General features: G+C 73.9%; 19 protein-coding genes. 12 read left to right on the top strand and 7 right to left on the bottom strand.

Annotated elements, in window-relative coordinates; translation table 11 throughout:
• Window positions 1–24 precede the first annotated feature (24 nt).
• From hisI to lgt, 11 genes are all read left to right on the top strand, one after another.
• The gene (gene hisI / locus ACZ4TO_RS10110; RefSeq protein WP_382796285.1) at window positions 25–438 is read left to right on the top strand and encodes a phosphoribosyl-AMP cyclohydrolase; all 414 of its coding nucleotides are present in this window, start codon (window positions 25–27) and stop codon (window positions 436–438) included.
• Window positions 439–449: 11 nt separating this feature from the next.
• Window positions 450–1937, top strand: a complete 1488-nt coding sequence (locus ACZ4TO_RS10105) for an anthranilate synthase component I (RefSeq protein ID WP_382796284.1) — start codon at window positions 450–452, stop codon at window positions 1935–1937.
• 238 nt (window positions 1938–2175) lie between these two features.
• Window positions 2176–2829 (top strand): TIGR02234 family membrane protein, encoded by a 654-nt coding sequence (locus ACZ4TO_RS10100; protein WP_382796282.1) that lies wholly within the window; start codon window positions 2176–2178, stop codon window positions 2827–2829.
• Between the two features lie 158 nt (window positions 2830–2987).
• A complete protein-coding gene (locus tag ACZ4TO_RS10095; RefSeq protein ID WP_382796280.1) occupies window positions 2988–3233 on the top strand; it encodes an HGxxPAAW family protein in 246 nt (81 codons plus the stop codon).
• Window positions 3234–3325: 92 nt separating this feature from the next.
• Complete coding sequence (locus ACZ4TO_RS10090; protein WP_468023943.1) at window positions 3326–3775, top strand: DUF2752 domain-containing protein; 450 nt, start codon at window positions 3326–3328, stop codon at window positions 3773–3775.
• A 165-nt stretch (window positions 3776–3940) separates the two neighbouring features.
• Window positions 3941–4750, top strand: coding sequence for an indole-3-glycerol phosphate synthase TrpC (gene trpC / locus ACZ4TO_RS10085; RefSeq protein WP_382796276.1), 810 nt, complete (start codon window positions 3941–3943; stop codon window positions 4748–4750).
• Between the two features lie 217 nt (window positions 4751–4967).
• The gene (trpM, locus tag ACZ4TO_RS10080; RefSeq protein ID WP_467839364.1) at window positions 4968–5177 is read left to right on the top strand and encodes a tryptophan biosynthesis modulator TrpM; all 210 of its coding nucleotides are present in this window, start codon (window positions 4968–4970) and stop codon (window positions 5175–5177) included.
• Between the two features lie 312 nt (window positions 5178–5489).
• The gene (trpB, locus tag ACZ4TO_RS10075) at window positions 5490–6782 is read left to right on the top strand and encodes a tryptophan synthase subunit beta (protein ID WP_382796274.1); all 1293 of its coding nucleotides are present in this window, start codon (window positions 5490–5492) and stop codon (window positions 6780–6782) included.
• A complete protein-coding gene (gene trpA / locus ACZ4TO_RS10070) occupies window positions 6779–7594 on the top strand; it encodes a tryptophan synthase subunit alpha (protein WP_468023942.1) in 816 nt (271 codons plus the stop codon). Before trpB ends, trpA begins: the two co-directional genes overlap by 4 nt.
• A gap of 175 nt (window positions 7595–7769) precedes the next feature.
• Entirely contained in the window at window positions 7770–8546 is a 777-nt protein-coding gene (locus ACZ4TO_RS10065; protein ID WP_382796270.1) for a DsbA family protein, read from the top strand.
• Window positions 8547–8664: 118 nt separating this feature from the next.
• A complete protein-coding gene (lgt, locus tag ACZ4TO_RS10060) occupies window positions 8665–9816 on the top strand; it encodes a prolipoprotein diacylglyceryl transferase (RefSeq protein WP_468023941.1) in 1152 nt (383 codons plus the stop codon).
• 131 nt (window positions 9817–9947) lie between these two features.
• Here the strand turns inward: lgt and ACZ4TO_RS10055 are convergent, their stop codons facing one another.
• The 7 genes from ACZ4TO_RS10055 to ACZ4TO_RS10025 are packed head-to-tail and all read right to left on the bottom strand — an operon-like array spanning window position 9948 to window position 18040.
• Window positions 9948–10787, bottom strand: a complete 840-nt coding sequence (locus tag ACZ4TO_RS10055; RefSeq protein ID WP_382796267.1) for an HpcH/HpaI aldolase/citrate lyase family protein — start codon at window positions 10785–10787, stop codon at window positions 9948–9950.
• On the bottom strand, window positions 10784–11986 hold the full coding sequence (locus tag ACZ4TO_RS10050) for a CaiB/BaiF CoA transferase family protein (RefSeq protein WP_468023940.1): 1203 nt from the start codon (window positions 11984–11986) through the stop codon (window positions 10784–10786). Before ACZ4TO_RS10050 ends, ACZ4TO_RS10055 begins: the two co-directional genes overlap by 4 nt.
• Window positions 11983–12876, bottom strand: coding sequence for a ribokinase (gene rbsK / locus ACZ4TO_RS10045; RefSeq protein WP_382796264.1), 894 nt, complete (start codon window positions 12874–12876; stop codon window positions 11983–11985). The genes ACZ4TO_RS10050 and rbsK overlap by 4 nt, the downstream gene beginning before the upstream one ends.
• On the bottom strand, window positions 12873–14237 hold the full coding sequence (locus tag ACZ4TO_RS10040) for an ADP-ribosylglycohydrolase family protein (protein WP_385044169.1): 1365 nt from the start codon (window positions 14235–14237) through the stop codon (window positions 12873–12875). The genes rbsK and ACZ4TO_RS10040 overlap by 4 nt, the downstream gene beginning before the upstream one ends.
• A complete protein-coding gene (locus tag ACZ4TO_RS10035; protein WP_468023939.1) occupies window positions 14225–15394 on the bottom strand; it encodes an ADP-ribosylglycohydrolase family protein in 1170 nt (389 codons plus the stop codon). The genes ACZ4TO_RS10040 and ACZ4TO_RS10035 overlap by 13 nt, the downstream gene beginning before the upstream one ends.
• Before the next feature lie 7 nt (window positions 15395–15401).
• Entirely contained in the window at window positions 15402–16925 is a 1524-nt protein-coding gene (locus ACZ4TO_RS10030) for an ADP-ribosylglycohydrolase family protein (protein WP_468023938.1), read from the bottom strand.
• Entirely contained in the window at window positions 16922–18040 is a 1119-nt protein-coding gene (locus ACZ4TO_RS10025; RefSeq protein WP_468023937.1) for an ADP-ribosylglycohydrolase family protein, read from the bottom strand. The genes ACZ4TO_RS10030 and ACZ4TO_RS10025 overlap by 4 nt, the downstream gene beginning before the upstream one ends.
• 270 nt (window positions 18041–18310) lie before the next feature.
• Here ACZ4TO_RS10025 and ACZ4TO_RS10020 point away from each other — a divergent pair, with 270 nt between their 5' ends.
• Window positions 18311–19042 carry a VIT1/CCC1 transporter family protein gene (locus ACZ4TO_RS10020; protein WP_382796254.1) on the top strand — a complete coding sequence of 244 codons (732 nt, stop codon included), beginning with the start codon at window positions 18311–18313 and terminating at the stop codon, window positions 19040–19042.
• The last annotated feature ends 123 nt before the right edge of the window (window positions 19043–19165 follow it).

Here is a 19165-nt window from a genome sequence, read left to right as displayed (position 1 = left end):
GCCCGGCGCGGCACAATGGCATCCATGACCAGCACGCCTCCCGCCAGCAGCCTGGACCCCGAGATCGCCGCCCGCCTCAAGCGCAGCGCCGACGGACTCGTCCCCGCCATCGCCCAGCAGTACGACACCGGTGAGGTGCTGATGCTCGGCTGGATGGACGACGAGGCGCTGCACCGCACCCTCACCACCGGCCGCTGCACCTACTGGTCGCGCAGCCGCCAGGAGTACTGGGTCAAGGGCGACACCTCCGGCCACTTCCAGCACGTCAGATCCGTGGCCCTGGACTGCGACGCGGACACCCTGCTGGTGCGCGTCGACCAGGTGGGCGCCGCCTGCCACACCGGCGCCCGCACCTGCTTCGACGCGGACGTGCTGCTCAAGGACACCGGCGACGGCACCGAGGCCGCCGATTCCGGCGCACCGGCCCGGAATCAGTAAGGTCAGCCGCCATGGACCTCGAGACGTTCCGCAAGCTGGCCACCGACCGCCGTGTCATCCCCGTCAGCCGCAAACTGCTCGCGGACGGCGACACGCCGGTCGCGCTCTACCGCAAGCTGGCCGCCGAGCGCCCCGGCACGTTCCTGCTCGAATCCGCTGAGAACGGCCGCACCTCCCTGTCCTGGTCCCGCTACTCCTTCGTCGGCGTCCGCTCCGCCGCGACCCTCACCGAGCGGGACGGACAGGCGCACTGGCTCGGCACCCCGCCCGTCGGCGTCCCCGTGGACGGCGATCCCCTCGCGGCCCTGCGCGCCACCATCGAGGCGCTGCACACCCCGGGGACCGAGGGACTGCCCCCGTTCACCGGCGGCATGGTCGGCTATCTGGGCTACGACATCGTGCGCCGCCTGGAGAAGATCGGCCCCGGCGAGCGGGACGACCTGAACCTGCCCGAGCTGACCATGCTGCTCACCAGCGACCTCGCCGTCCTGGACCACTGGGACGGCTCGGTCCAGCTCATCGCCAACGCGATCAACCACAACGACCTGGACACCGGCGTCGACGAGGCGTACGCGGACGCCGTCGCCCGGCTGGACGCCATGGAGGCCGACCTCTCCCGGCCGGTGTCCCAGCCGCCCGCCGCGCTCCCGCCCTCCGAACTCCCCGAGTACACCGCGCTCTGGGGCGGCCCCGACTTCCAGGACGCCGTCGAGGACATCAAGGAGCGCATCCGGGCCGGCGAGGCCTTCCAGGTCGTCCCCTCCCAGCGCTTCGAAACCCCGTGCACGGCCAGTGCGTTGGACGTCTACCGCGTCCTGCGGGCGACCAACCCGTCGCCGTACATGTACCTGTTCCGCTTCGACGGCTTCGACGTCGTCGGCTCCTCCCCGGAGGCCCTGGTCAAGGTCGAGGACGGACAGGCCATGGTGCATCCCATCGCCGGCACCCGGCCGCGCGGCGCGACCGTCCAGGACGACCAGGCCCTCGCCGACGAACTGCTCGCCGACCCCAAGGAACGCGCCGAGCACCTCATGCTCGTCGACCTCGGGCGCAACGACCTCGGACGGGTCTGCGAGCCCGGTTCCGTCGAGGTCGTCGACTTCATGTCCATCGAGCGGTACTCGCACGTGATGCACATCGTCTCCACGGTGACCGGCCGGGTCGCCGCGGGCCGTACGGCCTTCGACGTGCTCACCGCCTGCTTCCCCGCCGGAACGCTCTCCGGGGCGCCCAAGCCGCGCGCGATGCAGATCATCGACGAACTGGAACCGTCCCGGCGCGGGTTGTACGGCGGCTGCGTCGGCTACCTCGACTTCGCGGGCGACTCCGACACCGCCATCGCCATCCGTACGGCCCTGCTGCGCGACGGCACCGCCTACGTCCAGGCCGGTGCCGGCATCGTCGCCGACTCGGTCCCCCAGGCGGAGGACGACGAATGCCGCAACAAGGCGGCGGCGGTGCTGCGAGCGGTCCACACCGCGAACCGCCTCGGCGGCTAGGCCTCACCGCCGTGCCGGACGGCCCCAGCCGACACGGCCGTCCGGCACGGTGGACCGGCTCGCGACGCCGGGAGACGGAAGGCCGGACCCGGTCGGCCCCACGCCCGGTCGTACGGCCCAAGCCGTCCCTCGGGGCCGTACGACCCGTGCGAACCGCGCCCGAACCGCGCCCGATCAGCCCGAATAGGACGAGGCTCACGTAACCCCGACTGACGCATCACCCGGGGTTCAGGCGATAGTGGGGTCTGTGACTGCTGTACCTCACCCCCGAACCGAAGCCGCGGGACCCGCCCGGTCCGGCCGCCGCAGCCTTGCCGTGACCCTGCTGAGCGGCGCGCTCGGCGCGGCCGTGGCCCTGCTCGCCAGCCGGCAGAGCTGGGCGCGGGGGACCGCGACCGTGGCCGGCGGCGACTTTCCGCTGACCGTCAAGGGCAGCGACGTCACGGGTGTGCCCGCGGCGCTCGCGATAGTCGGCCTCGCCGCGCTCGTCGCCGTCTTCGCCGTCCGCCGCTCCGGCCGCCTCCTGGTCTCCGCGCTCCTCGCGCTCTCCGGCGCGGGCATCGCCGTCGCCTCCGTCCTCGGCGCGAGCGACAGCTCCGCCCTCGACGAGCGGGCCGCCTCCGTCTCCGGCAACACCGCGGCCACCGCGGCCGGGATCGGCCACACCGTCTGGCCGTACGTGGCCGCGGCGGCCGGCGCGCTCATCCTGCTGGCCGGGCTGCTCGCGCTGCGCCACGGCCGCTCCTGGCCCGCCATGTCCGGCCGCTACGAGCGGGACGGCAGACCCCGGCCCCGCAAGGCCAAGCCGGTCGACCCGGACCGCCCCGAGGACCTCTGGAAGGCCCTCGACCGCGGCGAGGACCCCACCGGCCCCGACCCGGCCGGGACCTAGGGCGCGTCCGCGGAGGTCCTCCCGCCCGGGTCCTCCGCCGTGAACGGCGCGGACCGGCACGCGCGGGGTGACCCCCCGCTCACGGCGGACCCGTGCGTACGGGACAATGGGCGGTGAGCGTCCGACTCACACACGCATTCAGCAACGAGGAGCAAGTCATGGCGGGCAGCAGCCACGGTCACACCCCGGCCGCCTGGACCGGTGTCATCATCGCCTTCATCGGTTTCTGCGTCGCGGGCGCCTTCATGGTGAAGGCCGAACCGCTGGGCTTCTGGGCCGGCATGGTCGTCGTCGCCCTCGGCGGTGTCGTCGGCATGGTCATGCGGAGCATGGGCCTCGGCCAGCCGAAGGCCGCCGCGCACCCCGCGAACACGGCGCGCTCGACCGTCGGCGCCGACGCCTGACCCACTGAGGCTGAACGGAAGGCGGTCCCGGCCATGCGCCGGGGCCGCCTTCCGCGTACCCGGGTGGGCGCCCGGCCTCCGCGAGGGGCAGAATGCGTCGCGTGAACGCCGAGACTCAGAGGGTGACGCGGACCGGGCCGGACGCGGGTGTGCTGCGACGGCTGGCCGTTCCCGGCGGGCTGCTCGCGGCCGTCGCGGGGGCCTTCGCCTACGTCGGGGCCGTCGACCCCAACGAGCCCGGCCACTACCCCGTCTGCCCGCTCCAGCGCCTCACGGGCCTGTACTGCCCCGGCTGCGGCGGACTGCGCAGCGCGCACGCCTTCGCGCACGGGGACCTCGCCGCGGCGCTCACGGACAACGCGCTCGCCGTCGGCGGGTACCTGGCCTTCGCGGTGCTGTGGTCCGTCTGGGTGATCCGCGTCGTGCGCGGACGGCCCACCCGGCTCGACCTCGGACCCGTCCACCTGTGGAGCCTGGGCGCGTTGGCGCTGGTCTTCACCGTTGTCCGGAATCTTCCCTCCGGTGGCTGGCTGCACCCTTGATCAAATGACAAATGTCCAGGTAGTGGGACCGGCGTCAACCGGATGCGAGGGCTACGCCATCCTCCGGATACCATCGCAGTGACCCGACTTTTCCGTCAGGGACGGTGAACCCGGGTCACCGATCGACCGCTTCAACCGTCCACCGCAGGGAAGGGGGCCGCTCGCGTGAGTGTGCTCGACGAGATCATCGACGGAGTCCGTGCCGACCTCGCGGAGCGGCAGGCGCGCGTCAGCCTCGACGAGCTCAAGGAGCGCGCGGCGAAGGCTCCGGCTGCCAAGGACGGTGTGGCCGCCCTGCGCGGCGACGGCGTCAAGGTCATCTGCGAGGTCAAGCGGTCCAGCCCCTCCAAGGGCGCGCTCGCCGCGATCGCCGACCCGGCCGCCCTCGCCGCCGACTACGAGGCGGGCGGCGCGGCCGTCATCTCCGTACTCACCGAGCAGCGCCGGTTCGGCGGCTCGCTCGCCGACCTGGAGGCCGTCCGCGCCCGGGTGGACATCCCGGTGCTGCGCAAGGACTTCATCGTCACCTCGTACCAGCTCTGGGAGGCCCGTGCGTACGGCGCCGACCTGGCGCTGCTCATCGTCGCGGCCCTCGAACAGCCCGCCCTCGAGTCCCTCATCGAGCGCGCCGAGTCCATCGGGCTCACGCCGCTGGTCGAGGTGCACGACGAGGACGAGGTCGAGCGCGCGGTGGACGCCGGCGCGAAGATCATCGGTGTCAACGCGCGCAACCTGAAGACGCTGAAGGTCGACCGTTCGACCTTCGAGCGGGTCGCCCCCGAGATCCCCGACGGCCTCGTCAAGATCGCCGAGTCCGGTGTCCGCGGCCCCCACGACCTCATCGCGTACGCCAACGCGGGCGCCGACGCGGTCCTGGTCGGCGAGTCCCTCGTCACCGGCCGCGACCCGAAGACCGCCGTCTCCGACCTCGTGGCGGCGGGCGCCCACCCGGCCCTGCGGCACGGACGGGACTGACCCGCAGGTGTCCGCCCCGGCCCTCGCCCCCGCCGTACCCCGTCCGGGCTCCCGCCCCGACGGGGCAGAGGCGTGCGCGGGGCCGGCCGCTCCGGCTCGTGCCGGCGCGCTCCCGCGGGCGAGGGCCGCATCGCCCGGGCCCGCGGCGCACGACGAGGGCCCGCAGCCCCTCGCAGACCTCCCGCTCCCCGGGGCCCCGTACGGCGGGTACCTCGGCGTGCCCTCGGCCGCCGTGCTCCCGGTGCCGTCGGCGGCCCGTGACCCCTACGCCCGTCTCGCCCGCGGCTGCCGTCCGCGCGGCTGCCGGGCCCCCGCACGCCGGGTGCACGGGCGCCGGGTCCGTTACGTCATCGGCGACGAGCCGGGTCAGGTCAACGGCATGCGATGGCCCGAGCGCGTACGCGCGCTCACGCCCTTTCCGGCCTGATCCCCCTTCCGGGGGAATCGGGCCGGGTCCACCGCACCCGCGGACAGGGCCCCCTCCACGGCACACGTGGGCCGGGCCGGGCCGGGTCCGAGGCGGAGGTGGACCGGGCCGCAGCCACCCCGCACGGGGACCGAGCCGGAATCCGGCCCAACCGGTCCCGCGACGGCACGTCCGTCGGTGCGCGGCGGGCCGCGGCGGGACGGGCGGTGCCACCGGCCGACGCGCCGGTGGCGGTGGAGCGCGGGTGCGTCCGGCTTCCCTGACCCCTGCCCGATCCCGTGACCGGGGCTGTCGCCCCTGCGAGGTATCCGTATGCCCAGCGAGTTCTTCATTCCCGACCCCGACGGTCAAGTCCCCAGCGCCGAGGGCTACTTCGGCGCGTTCGGCGGCAAGTTCATCCCCGAGGCGCTGGTCGCCGCCGTGGACGAGGTCGCCGTCGAGTACGACAAGGCGAAGGCCGACCCCGAGTTCGCCCGCGAGCTCGACGACCTGCTCGTCCACTACACCGGACGCCCCAGCTCCCTCACCGAGGTGCCGCGCTTCGCCGAACACGCCGGCGGCGCGCGGATCTTCCTCAAGCGCGAGGACCTGAACCACACCGGCTCGCACAAGATCAACAACGTGCTCGGCCAGGCCCTGCTCACGAAGCGGATGGGCAAGACCCGGGTGATCGCGGAGACCGGCGCCGGCCAGCACGGCGTCGCCACGGCCACCGCCTGCGCGCTCTTCGGCCTCGAATGCACCATCTACATGGGCGAGATCGACACCCAGCGCCAGGCGCTGAACGTGGCCCGGATGCGCATGCTCGGCGCCGAGGTCATCGCCGTGAAGTCCGGCTCGCGCACCCTCAAGGACGCCATCAACGAGGCGTTCCGCGACTGGGTCGCCAACGTCGACCACACGCACTACCTCTTCGGAACCGTCGCGGGACCGCACCCCTTCCCCGCCATGGTCCGTGACTTCCACCGTGTCATCGGCGTCGAGGCCCGCCGGCAGATCCTGGAGCGGGCCGGACGGCTGCCCGACGCCGCCATCGCCTGCGTCGGCGGCGGCTCCAACGCCATCGGCCTCTTCCACGCCTTCATCCCCGACGCCGGCGTCCGCCTGATCGGCTGCGAGCCCGCCGGGCACGGCGTGGAGACCGGCGAGCACGCGGCCACCCTGACCGCGGGCGAGCCCGGCATCCTGCACGGATCACGGTCGTACGTCCTCCAGGACGACGAGGGCCAGATCACCGAGCCCTACTCGATCTCGGCCGGCCTCGACTACCCCGGCATCGGCCCCGAGCACTCCTACCTCAAGGACAGCGGCCGCGGCGAGTACCGCGCGGTCACCGACGACGCGGCGATGCAGGCCCTGCGGCTGCTCTCCCGCACCGAGGGCATCATCCCCGCCATCGAGAGCGCCCACGCGCTCGCCGGAGCCCTGGAGGTCGGCAGGGAGCTGGGCGAGGACGGGCTGATCGTCGTCAACCTGTCCGGACGCGGCGACAAGGACATGGACACGGCCGCGCGCTACTTCGGCCTCTACGACAACGGCGTCGACGCGGTCGTCGCCGCGGACGCCGACAGCGAGAACGCCGAGATCGAGGGGGACGCCAAGTGAGCGGCAACATCGGGCTGTTGAGCGAGACCCTCGCCGGCGCGAAGGCGGAGGGGCGGTCCGCGCTCATCGCGTACCTGCCCGCCGGCTTCCCGACCGTCGACGGCGGCATCGCGGCGATCAAGGCCGTCTTCGACGGCGGCGCCGACGTCGTCGAGGTCGGACTGCCGCACAGCGACCCCGTCCTGGACGGCCCCGTCATCCAGACCGCCGACGACATCGCCCTGCGCGGCGGCGTCAGGATCGCGGACGTCATGCGGACCGTCCGGGAGGCCTTCGAGGCCACCGGCAAGCCCGTCCTCGTGATGACGTACTGGAACCCGATCGACCGCTACGGCGTCGAGCGCTTCACGGCCGAACTCGCCGAGGCGGGCGGCGCGGGCTGCATCCTGCCCGACCTGCCCGTCCAGGAGTCGGCCCTGTGGCGGGAGCACGCCGAGAAGCACGGTCTCGCGACCGTCTTCGTCGTCGCGCCCAGCAGCAAGGACGCCCGCCTCGCCGAGATCACCGCGGCCGGCAGCGGCTTCGTGTACGCGGCCTCGCTGATGGGGGTCACCGGAACCCGGGAGTCGGTCGGGAACCAGGCCCAGGACCTGGTGGCCCGCACCAAGGCCACCACCGGGCTGCCCGTCTGCGTCGGCCTCGGCGTCTCCAACGCCGAGCAGGCCGCCGAGGTGGCCGGCTTCGCCGACGGCGTGATCGTCGGCTCGGCGTTCGTCAAGCGGATGCTGGACGCGCCGGACGACGCGGCCGGCCTCGAAGCCGTCCGGGAGCTCGCGGCCGACCTCGCGAAGGGCGTGCGTAAGACGGCCTGACGCCACGGAGCGGGCCGCCCGGACACGACCGGGCGGATCCGCGCAGACCCGACCAGCCCGGATCCGCGGGTGAACGGTCAGGTCATTCCGTGCGTAACGGACAATCCGCTCACTCGAACGAGTGGACCTTGGACCGGGGAGGCGCGCTGCGCCTCCCCGGTTCGTTCTGCCGGATGTGAGCGAGAAGAACCGTGACGGAAAGCGCAACGCCCGCGAGCGGCTGGCGGTCGAGCGAGAGAAGCAGAAGGCCGCGGACAAGCGCCGCCGCGCGCTGATCGTGGGGGCGTCGGTGATCTGCGTCCTCGGCCTGGCCGCCGTGATCGGCGTGGTGGCCGCCAACTCGGGCAAGGACAAGAAGAGCGACACGTCGGGCCCGGTCGTGTCGCCCTCGGGCGCCACCGGCAAGGACAGTCTCGCGATCCCCGTCGGCAAGGACGGCGCCAAGTCGACCCTCACGGTGTGGGAGGACTTCCGCTGCCCGGCCTGCCAGGCCTTCGAGGCGGCCTACCGCCCGACGATCCAGGAACTGACCGACGCCGGGAAGCTGCGCGTCGAGTACCACCTCGTCACCCTGATCGACGGGAACATGGGCGGCAGTGGCTCCCGCAAGGCCGCCAACGCCGCCGCCTGCGCCCAGGACGCCGGGAAGTTCCGCGCGTACCACGACGTGCTGTACGAGAACCAGCCCAAGGAGACCGACGACGCCTTCGCCGACAACGCCAAGCTCATCGAGCTCGCCGGCAAGGTCGACGGCCTGGACACCCCGGCCTTCCGCGCCTGTGTGAACGACGGGACGCACGACGCCTGGGTCCAGAAGTCGCACGCGGCGTTCCAGGCCGGCGGCTTCACCGGCACCCCGACCGTGCTCCTGGGCGGCAAGAACATCTACGCGGACCAGTCGATGACCCCCGCCAAGTTCAAGCAGATGGTGGAAGAGGCCAACAAGGGCTGAGCCGCCTCCGCGGCTCCGGTGCCCCCGCCCACCACCGGCCGGGGGCACCGCACGTTATGGACCTGTTGCGGGGCCGCCCGCCGTGGGCGGCGTCCGGCACGGTAGCGTCGACCTTGCCATGGAACTTGCCTACATTCCCAGCCCGTCGCACGGTGTGCTGCACCTCGGCCCCGTTCCGCTGCGTGCCTACGCGTTCTGCATCATCATCGGCGTCTTTCTGGCCGTCTGGCTCGGCAACAAACGCTGGATCGCCCGGGGAGGGCGGGCCGGCACGGTGGCCGACATCGCGGTCTGGGCCGTGCCCTTCGGCCTCGTCGGCGGCCGGCTCTACCACGTGATCACGGACTACGAGCTGTATTTCAGCGAGGGCCGTGACTGGGTGGACGCCTTCAAGATCTGGCAGGGCGGGCTCGGCATCTGGGGTGCCATCGCCCTCGGTGCGCTGGGCGCCTGGATCGGCTGCCGCCGCCGCGGCATCCCGCTGCCCGCCTGGGCCGACGCCGTGGCACCCGGCATCGCCTTCGCCCAGGCATGCGGGCGCTGGGGCAACTGGTTCAACCAGGAGCTGTACGGCAGGGCCACGGACCTCCCGTGGGCGCTGCACATCACGTCCTCCACGGACGGCCGCGTCCCCGGCTACTACCACCCGACCTTCCTGTACGAGTCGCTGTGGTGCGTCGGCGTCGGATTCCTGGTCATCTGGGCCGACCGCCGCTTCAAGCTCGGCCACGGGCGCGCCTTCGCCCTGTACGTCGCCGCCTACTGCGTCGGCCGCGGCTGGATCGAGTACATGCGGGTCGACGACGCCCACCACATCCTGGGCCTGCGTCTGAACGACTGGACCGCGCTCGTGGTCTTCCTCCTCGCGGTGCTCTACATCGTGATCTCGTCCCGGCTGCGTCCGGGCCGGGAGGAGATCGTGGAGCCGCGCGCCGAGGAGGACGCGCCGACCGAGGGCGACGAGTCGGCTGCCGCCGAGGGCACCTCCGACGCCGAGGGCGGGACCGGGACCGCCGCCGAGGACAAGACCGAGGACAAGACCGAGGGCAAGGCCGAGAACACGTCCGACGGCAAGGCCGGGAGCAGGAGCGAGGACGGGACGGGCGACGGCTCGGTCGGTCTCGGCAAGGAGACCGTGGGCGAGTCCACGGCGACCGCCGACTCCGCCACGACCGCCGGCTCCGCCGCCGCGCCGGAGTCCGAGGAGGACACCGAGGACGGCTCCGACGCCGGGTCCGTGGCGCGGGACGAGGCCGGGTCGGCCAAGTAGGGCTGACTTCTCCCCGTACACGCCAAGGGGGCGCCGCGTCCGGGACGCGGCGCCCCCTTCGTGTTGTCCGGGCTCGGTGTCGTCCGGGCTCGTGTCGCCCGGGCTCGCGGTGCCCGGACGGTGGTCTCGGGTCAGGCGCGGCGCCGGGCGAGGGCGAGAATGCGGCGGGCGCCCGTGACCACCGCCGCGTCGACGAAACGGCCGTCCGGCAGGGCCTGCGCGCCCGGATCCACGGCCGCCGCCCGGATGACGGCCTCGGCGGAGTCGACCTCCGCCGGAGTGGGGAGGTAGGCCCGCTCGATGATGGGGAGCTGGCGGGGGTGGATCGCCGCGCGTCCGAGGAAGCCGAGGGCGCGCCCCCGTGCGCAGGACGAGGCCAGGCCCTCGACGTCGCGGATGTCGGGGTAGACCGACTGGGCCGGCGGCGGCAGCCCCGCCGCCCGCGCGGCCACCACCAGGCGGGCCCGGGACCAGTCGAGGCCCGTGTCGTCACGGACACCGAGATCGGCCCGCAGATCGGTCTCGCCGAGCGAGACCCCGCGCAGCGCACGATGGGCCGAGGCGATGGAGTAGGCCCGCTCGACGCCCAGAGCCGTCTCCAGCAGGGCGTAGAGCGGGACCGTGCCGCCCTCCGCGGGGGTCGCGCTCTCCGCCACCCGTACGACGTCGGAACGGGAGGTCACCTTCGGCAGCCGCAGGCCGGACAGGCCGCGCAGCGGCGAGAGCGTCTTCAGATCGGCGTCGCAGAAGGGACCGTCGAGGGCGTTGATCCGCACGTGCACCGGGACGGGCGGTGCCTCGGTCAGCAGATCGGCGGTGGCGGAGCGGGCGTACTCCTTGCGGTGCGGCGCGACCGCGTCCTCCAGGTCGACGAGCACGACGTCCGCGCCGGAGGCCAGCGCCTTGGTCACCACCTCGGGACGGTCACCCGGCACGTACAGCCAGGTCAGCGGCAGGAGGTCGGCGGTCACAGCGCCCCCTCCGCCCGCAGTGCCCCGATCTCGGCCGCCGTCAGGCCGAGTTCGCCGAGCACGGCGTCGGTGTCCGCGCCGTGCGGGCGGCCCGCCCAGTGGATCGCGCCGGGTGTGGCGGAGAGCCGGAAGAGGACGTTCTGCATGCGCAGCGGACCCAGTTCGGGGTCGTCGACGCGGGTGACCGAGTCCAGGGCCTGGTACTGGGGGTCGCTCATGATGTCCCGGACGTCCTGGACCGGCGCGATCGCCGCCTCCGCCTTCTCGAAGGCGGCGAGGACCTCGTCCCGGTTGCGCTCGGCGATCCACCCGCCGACCGCCCCGTCCAGGACGTCGGCGTGCCGGGCCCGGTCCGCGCCGGTCGCGAACCACGGCTCGTCGATCACGTCGGGGCGGCCGACCAGCCGCATCACCCGCTCGGCGATCGACTGCGCCGAGGTCGAGACCGCGACCCAGGAGCCGTCCGCCGTGCGGTAGGTGTTGCGGGGCGCGTTGTTCGCCGAGCGGTTGCCGGTGCGGGGCTGGACATGGCCGAGTTGGTCGTACCAGATCGGCTGGGGGCCGAGGACGGTCAGGATCGGCTCGATGATCGCCATGTCGATCACCTGGCCCTCGCCGGTGCGGTCGCGCGCCCGCAGCGCGGTGAGCACGGCGTACGCGGTCGTGAGGCCGGCGATCGAGTCGGCCAGGCCGAACGGAGGGAGGGTCGGCGGAGCGTCGGGTTCGCCGGTGACGGCGGCGAAGCCGCTCATGGCCTCCGCGAGCGTGCCGAAGCCGGGCCGGTGCGCGTACGGGCCGAACTGGCCGAAGGCGGTGACCCGGGCGAGGATCAGCCGCGGGTTGGCCGCCGACAGTTCCGCCCAGCCCAGGTCCCACTTCTCCAGGGTGCCCGGACGGAAGTTCTCGATGATCACGTCGGCGTCGGCGGCGAGCCGGAGCAGGGTCGCGCGGCCGCCGCGCTTCGACAGGTCGAGCGTGATCGTGCGCTTGTTGCGGCCGAGGAGCTTCCACCACAGTCCGACGCCGTCCTTCGAGGGGCCGTGCCCCCGGGACGGGTCCGGCTGGGCGGGGTGTTCGACCTTGACGACCTCCGCGCCGAAGTCGCCGAGCATGGTGGCGGCGAGCGGTCCGGCGAACAGGGTCGCGAGGTCGAGGACGCGCAGGCCGGCGAGGGAGCCGCCCTCGCTGGGCCCGGTCATGCGCCGGCCTGGGTGTCGATCTCGGAGCGGTAGGGCATGGAGGAGGTCGCCCCGGGCCGCTGCACCGACACGGAGGCGGCCGCCGACGCCCACACCATGGCCTCCGACATCTCCCGGCCCTCGGCGAGCGCCACCGCCAGGGTGCCGACGAACGTGTCGCCCGCCGCGGTGGAGTCGACGGCGGTCACCTTGGGCGCGGGCACCGTGATGGGTTCGGCGCCCCGGGTCGCGTACAGGCTGCCCGCGGCGCCCAGGGTGACGACGACCTCCGGGACCTGTTCGAGCAGCGCGGCGGCGGCCCCGCGCGGGTCGGTGAAGCCGGTGAGCGCGGCGGCCTCGTGCTGGTTGGGCACCAACAGGTCGATGGCGGACAGCAGTTGGGGTGAGAGGAACTGGGCGGGGGCGGGGGTCAGGATCGTACGGACGCCGTGTCTGCGGGCGGCCTCCGCGCCGGAGAGCACGGCCTCCAGCGGGATCTCGAGCTGGAGGAGCAGCGCGTCGGCGCTGGCGATGAGGCCCTCGTCGCCGGGGGCCAGGGAGGTGACGGTCCCGTTGGCGCCGGGGATGACGACGATCGCGTTGCCGCCCTCGTCGTCCACCACGATGTGGGCGGTGCCCGACGGGCCCTCGGTGGTGCGCAGATGGTCGGTGTTCACGCCGAAGTGCTCCAGCGTGGAGCGGAGTTGGCTGCCGAAGGAGTCGGCGCCCACCGCGCCGATCAGGGAGACGTCGGCGCCCGCGTGCGCGGCGGCCACCGCCTGGTTCGCGCCCTTGCCGCCGGGAACCGTGCGGAACTCCCGTCCCGTCACGGTCTCTCCGCGCTGCGGGGCTTTGGCGACATACGCGACGAGGTCCATGTTCGTGCTGCCGAGCACGGCGATGTGGGTCATGGGCGAACGGTCTCCCGTTGTGTGAGGTGGGCGAGGGCGTCGAAGCCGATGCCGTTGAAGTCGGCGACGGAGGTGGCGAGCCGGTTCTTGAGGGGGCCCGTGAAGTGGTCGGGCAGGGCGGCGGGGTCGCCCGTGAGGAGGCCGGCGATGCTTCCGGCCGTCGCCCCGTTCGAGTCGGTGTCCAGACCGCCGGACACCGCCCGGCAGACGGAGCCGCCGAAGTCGCCGTCCGCGTGGGTGAGGGCGGCGGCGATCAGCGCGGTGTTGGGGACGGCGTGGACCCAGTGGCAGTCGCGGTGGGTGGCGTGCAGTTCGTCCACGACGGTGTCGAAGTCCGGTGTCGTACGGGCCAGCCGGACGGCGTGGCGGACCGCGCGGGCGAGCCGGGAGCCGGGCGGGACCACGCGCAGTCCGGTGCGCAGACAGGCGTGGACGTCGCGGGTGGCGCCGGCCGCCTCCGCGATGGCGGCGGCGGTGAACATCGCCGCGTAGACGCCGTTGGCCGTGTGGGTGAGGGCGGCGTCGCGGTGGGCCTGCTCGGCGGCGGCCGCAGGGTCGCCCGGGTTGGTCCAGCCGTGCACGTCCGCCCGGATCAGGGCGCCGATCCACTCACGGAACGGATTGTGGTGGCGGGCGGTGTCCGGGGGCTCGACCCCGCCGAGGAGGTTGCGGTACGCGACGCGCTCGGCGGTGAAGGTGCGGCCGGCGGGGAGTTCGTCGAGCCAGAGGCGGGCCACGTCCGCGGTGGTGAAGTCCCGGCCGTACCGCTGGAGCAACAGCAGGTTCAGGAGAGGGTAGTTGAGGTCGTCGTCCTCCGGCATGCCGTCGATGTTCTCGGCCAGGGAGGTGGTGGCGGAGCGCCGGTTCCAGGGATGGGCGTCCAGCAGGTCCCGGGGGACGCCCCGCGCGGTGAACCAGGTGCGCAGGGGCCAGTTGCCGGACGCCCCGGCCAGGGCCCGGATCGCCATGAGGGGGAGCTTCTCCACGGGTTTGCCGAGCAGACAGCCGACGGCCCGGCCGAGCCAGGCCGCCTCCAGACGGGCCGGGCCGGGAGCGGGCAGGGGCGCGTACCGCGGGGGCGGCCAGTCGGGGCACTGGGCCTTGATCAGGGCCAGATCCGTGGGTTCGTCGTCCGCCAGCCTGCCCGGCAGGGCGGCGAGTTCGTCGAGGAGCCGGGCCGCCAGGCGGCGCAGGGACGGCGAGGCCGGGGCCGCCGACGCGCCCGCGCGCAGCGGGGCGGGCCGGCCGCCCGCCGCGTACCAGCGGGCGGCGACGGCCGCGGGGTCCCGGCCGTCCTGCGCGGCCTGGTGGAGCTCGTGCCCGAGGAGGTCCTCGGGCTGGACCCAGGTCAGCCGGAGCACGGTGTTCCCGTCAGCGCGCTGTACGCCGCCTCGTGGGCCCGGCGGCGGTGGAGGTCACGGTCGAAGATCTCCCGGGTCACCTCGGCGAGCGTACGCGCCGGGGCGTCCAGGTCGAGGCGGCTGGACTCGGCCACGGTCTTGGCCCAGTCGTGCGGGACCTCGGAGCCGAGCGCGCCCGCGAGGGCTCCCGCCATGGTCGCGATGGAGTCGCAGTCGCGCCCGTAGTTGACCGAACCGAGGACCGCGTGCCGGAAGTCGCCGCCGGAGACCAGCAACATGCCCAGCGCGACGGGGAGTTCCTCGATGGAGTGGAGCCGCGAGGGGCGGCGGGCGCCGAGCGAGGGGGAGCGGTAGTCGGGGCCGACGGTGTCGAAGGGGGCCACCGCCCGGCGCAGCGGGCCGAGAGCCGACTCGAAGTCCGTGTGGCGTGCGGCGACTTCGCAGACCGCCTCGACGGCGGCGCGGGTGCCGTCCTTGGCCAGGTCAAGGCACGCGGCGACGACCGAGGCGGGGGTGGCGCCGGGGGTGCAGGCCGCGGCCACGGCCGCCGCGAAGACACCTGCGGCCTCGCGTCCGTACGAGGACTGGTGGGCGCCGGCGATGTCGAGCGCCTCGGCGTACGCGCCCGCCGGGTTCGCCGCGTTGACGAGTCCGACCGGGGCCATGTACATCGCGGCACCGCAGTTGACGATGTTGCCGGTGCCGGCCTCGCGGGGGTCGACATGGCCGTAGTGGAGGCGGGCGACCAGCCATTTCTCGGCGAGGAAGATCCGTTGGAGGGGGAGGGCCTCGGCCTCCAGCTCCGGGATCCAGCGGGGGGTCGTCATCAGGTCGGGGACGAGGTGCTCGGCGACGGCGTAGGCGTCGAGGTGGTCGCGGACCTCCGCGTACACCCGTACCAGCGCGTGGGTCATGAGGGTGTCGTCGGTGACGTGTCCGTCGCCCTTGTGGTACGGGGCGATGGGGCGGGCGGTGGACCAGGCGTCGCCGTTCCAGGGGCCGACGACGCCGTGCACACGGCCGCCGTGGCGCTCGGTGATCTGCTCCGGGGAGTACCCCTCGACGGGTCCGCCGAGGGCGTCGCCGACGGCGGCTCCGACGAGGGCTCCGGTGATCCGTTCGTCGAGGGTTCCCGTTCCTTCTCCTTTGGGCGTCATGCCCGAATCATCCCTCTGGGGCGGACAGTTCCGGGGAATCGAGCGGGTCGGCGAGTCCTGTCGCCTCCAGGAGTTCGGCGAGCCCGATCAGATCGGTGCCGGTCAGCCGGGGCAGCGCGCAGCCGGAGAGGGTGCGGCAGGCGTCGCGCCAGGAGGCGGGGATCGCGGCGGCGCCGCCCAGGGCCCCGGTGAGTGCTCCGGCCAGGGCGGGGGCCGAGTCGGCGACCCGGGAGAGGCAGGCGGCGGCCGGTACGGCCTCGGCGACGCGGCCGTGCGCGGCCAGCGCGAGGGCCAGGGCGACGGGGACGGTCTCGGCGGCCGCGATCCCGTAGCTGTAGACGTGGTCGACGATCTGGTGCTCCAGGAGCGGGACCAGCGCGAAGGTGCTCTCGCTGTCCCGGGCCAGCGCGAGGGCGTCGCGGGCGTTGCGGCCGATCTCCGTGGCGGCGGGCAGTTCGGCGAGGGCCGCCTCCACGCAGGTGCCGACGTCGTGGCCGGCCAGGGCGAGCGATACGGCGGCGGCCATGGCGCGGGCGCCGTGCACCCCGTCGCCGTCCTGGGTGTAGCGGGCGTCGAACTCGGCGAGTTCCGCGGCGAGTCGGGGGTCTCCCGGGTGCGCCACGGCGAGTACGCAGGCCCGTACGCAGGCCGCGTCGTCGAAGTAGTGGGGGTTGTCGTGGCCGGTGGCGGGCGGGCGCAGACCGGTGGCGAGGTTGCCGAGTCCGGCCCGCACCGAGATCCGGGCGCGCAGCGGGAGCAGGGCGGACTCGACCTCGGGGGCCCGGTCCGCGGCGGCGGCGACCTCGCTGGCGACGGCGTTCCAGGACAGGTCGATGGACGCGCGCATCCTGCGGCCGAGGCTCAGGTCGCCGAGCGCGCCGGTCTCCCCGGCCCGCAGGACGGCCTCCGCCGCGAACGCCGCCCACTCGGCGTCGTCCGAGGGGCCGAGCCGCAGGGGTTCGGGCGGCTGGTTCAGCGCGATCGGCACGGGCAGGGTGGTCGTGGCGTTCTGCTCCGCGAAGGTGTCCAGCTCGCGGGTCAGCCGCCGGGTCCACTCGGGCATCCGCGCGGCCCGGTGCCGCGCCGCGGGCCACCCGGCGGCGTCCCCGACGGCCAGCCCGAGCAGTAGCCCTTCGATCCGCCGCGCACCCGGCTCCCCGGGCGCCTCACCCGGTGAGCCCCCGGTCTCCGCGGCAGCGGCGCCCGACGCGGGGGTGCCCGGCGGGGAGGCGCCGGATGCGGGGTCGGCCGACGTGGGATCGGCCGAGGCGGGGGCGCGCGACGCGGAGGAGCCCGGTACGGAGCCGCCCGGCTCCGCGGTCCTGCGGTCGTGCGGATCACCTCCGAGCAGCGCCCCGGCCCGGAGGGCATCGGCGAGGACACCCCCGGCGACGGCCGCCGCCTCCGCCCCGGCGGCGAGCACCACGGTCTCCGCCCGCGCGGCGGGCGGGGTGTCCTGCGGGGGTGTCGTCGCTGCGGTGCCCTCGCCGGGTGCCGCGGCGGACTCGTCCCCGGCCGGGCCGGGGCTCATGACCGGGCCTCGTCGTCCTCGCGGCCGGTGGGGGTGTGTCCGGCCGCGTCCGGCGGCCGGACCGCGTACCCGGTTTCCGGGGTGGGCGGCACGCGGCCTTCCGCGCCCCACTTCTCCTCGTGCTCCGGGGTGAGCAGTTCCGCCACGTCCAGGATGTGGTGACCCTCCATGGAAGGCAGGCAGCTCCCGCGGGCCGGCCCGATGGCCGCCGCCCACTCGGCGGGGACCGAGGACATCCCCCGCGTCGCGCCAGCCAGCGCCCCGGCCACCGCCGCCGTCGTGTCGGCGTCGCGTCCCATGTTCACCGCGGTCAGGACCGACTCGGTGAAGTCCCCGTCCGCCGCCGCGTAGGCGCCGAAGGCGAGGGCCACGGCCTCGGGGGCCAGGTCGGTCCACGGGTAGCCGCCGATCACGACCGCGGAGCGCACCGCGCGTTCGCCGCGGTGCGCCACCGCGACGGCCCGGCGCAGCGAGCGGGCCGTCCAGGAGTCGTCCGGGACGACGGCCAGGGCGGAGGCGACGACCGTGGCGGTGGAGGCGCCGGCCATCGCGGCGGCGACCCCGGCCGCGACGGCCTGCCCGCCGTAGATGCCCTCGCCCTCGTGGCTCACCGAGCCGTCGATGGCCACGAGCCGGGCCGCCTCGGCCGGCCGTCCCGCGGCGAAGACGCCGAAGGGCGCCGCGCGCATGGCCAGGCCGTCGCTCCAGGCGTGCCGGTGCTGGGCGGAGATGGGCGCCGCGAGCCCCCGGCGCAGGTTCTCCAGCGTGCCGCGCTCGCTGAACCCGGCGCCGCGGAACGGCCCCTCGTCACGGTCCGCGATCCACTGGTGCCAGGCCGACTCCACGTGCGCCACGGTCAGCGCCGAGCCGTGCCGGGCCAGCAGCAGCCCCGAGAAGATCGCGTACTCGGTGTCGTCGGTCCCGGCCGGATGCTCGGCCACGTACCCGATGATGCGGCCCCACCGGGCGCGGATCTGCGACGGCTTCATGTTCTCGGCGGGCGCGCCCAGCGCGTCGCCGACGGCGAGTCCGAGCAGTGCGCCGCGGGCCCGGTCACGGAGAGCGGCGGCGCTCCGGGCCGCCGGGGCCGAGGGAATGCAGGCGATGGAAGCCATACGTGCTTCTCCTCTCAGGGCCCCTGCCGGCGCGGAATGCGGCGCGCGGAACCCTTTGCGGATCTGTCCCACCTTGGCGGTTGACAGGAGCCTCGCGGGCTCCACTGTCACCCGGTCGACATATGTGCATGACATGCCACGGATGAGCGTCGAAGGGTAAAACCGCAGGTTAGCCCAGCCTTTCCTTGCTGGCGGCCGGGAATTTCCCGGCGTACTTTTGGGGTTGTCGAAAAGTGGAAGCAGTCCAATAAAGCTCTCTGGGGGACCGGTATGGCGATCATCGAGACCGAGGCCGCGCTGCACGTGGCGCACCGCGACAACCACACCCACCGCGACGTCAACGGCGGATGGCTGCGCCCGGCGGTGTTCGGCGCCATGGACGGCCTGGTCTCCAACCTCGCCCTGATGACCGGTGTCGCCGGCGGCTCCGTGTCCCAGCAGACGATCGTCATCACCGGGCTCGCGGGCCTGGCCGCCGGAGCCTTCTCCATGGCCGCCGGCGAGTACACCTCCGTCGCCTCGCAGCGCGAGCTCGTCGAGGCCGAACTCGACGTCGAGCGGCGCGAACTGCGCAAGCACCCCAAGGACGAGGAGCGCGAGCTGGCCGCGCTCTACGAGGCCCGCGGCGTCGAGGCCGACCTGGCCCGCGAGGTCGCCCGGCAGCTCTCCCGCGATCCCGAGCAGGCCCTGGAGATCCACGCCCGCGAGGAACTCGGCATCGACCCCGGCGACCTTCCCTCCCCGGCCGTCGCCGCCGTGTCCAGCTTCGGCTCGTTCGCGCTCGGCGCGCTGCTGCCCGTACTGCCGTATCTGCTGGGTGCGACCGTGCTGTGGCCCGCGCTGCTGCTCGCCATGATCGGACTCTTCGCCTGCGGTGCCGTCGTGGCCAAGGTGACCGCGCGGTCCTGGTGGTTCAGCGGTCTGCGGCAGCTCGCTCTCGGTGGCGCGGCGGCAGGTGTGACGTACGCCCTCGGCACTTTGTTCGGCGCGGCCGTAGGATGAGGCCTCGATCACTTATGCGAGGGACCGCATAAGTAGTTGTTACCCGGCGGTTTCGATTCCGTGGCTGCTGGGAATGAGCCGTAAGCGCCGCAGGCAATGACGCCTGCGCCGCATCACCCGCGG

Source organism: Streptomyces sp. NPDC028298 (assembly GCF_055565895.1).
Note: the sequence above shows the minus strand (reverse complement) of the source record. Positions and strands in the feature narration are given on the sequence as shown.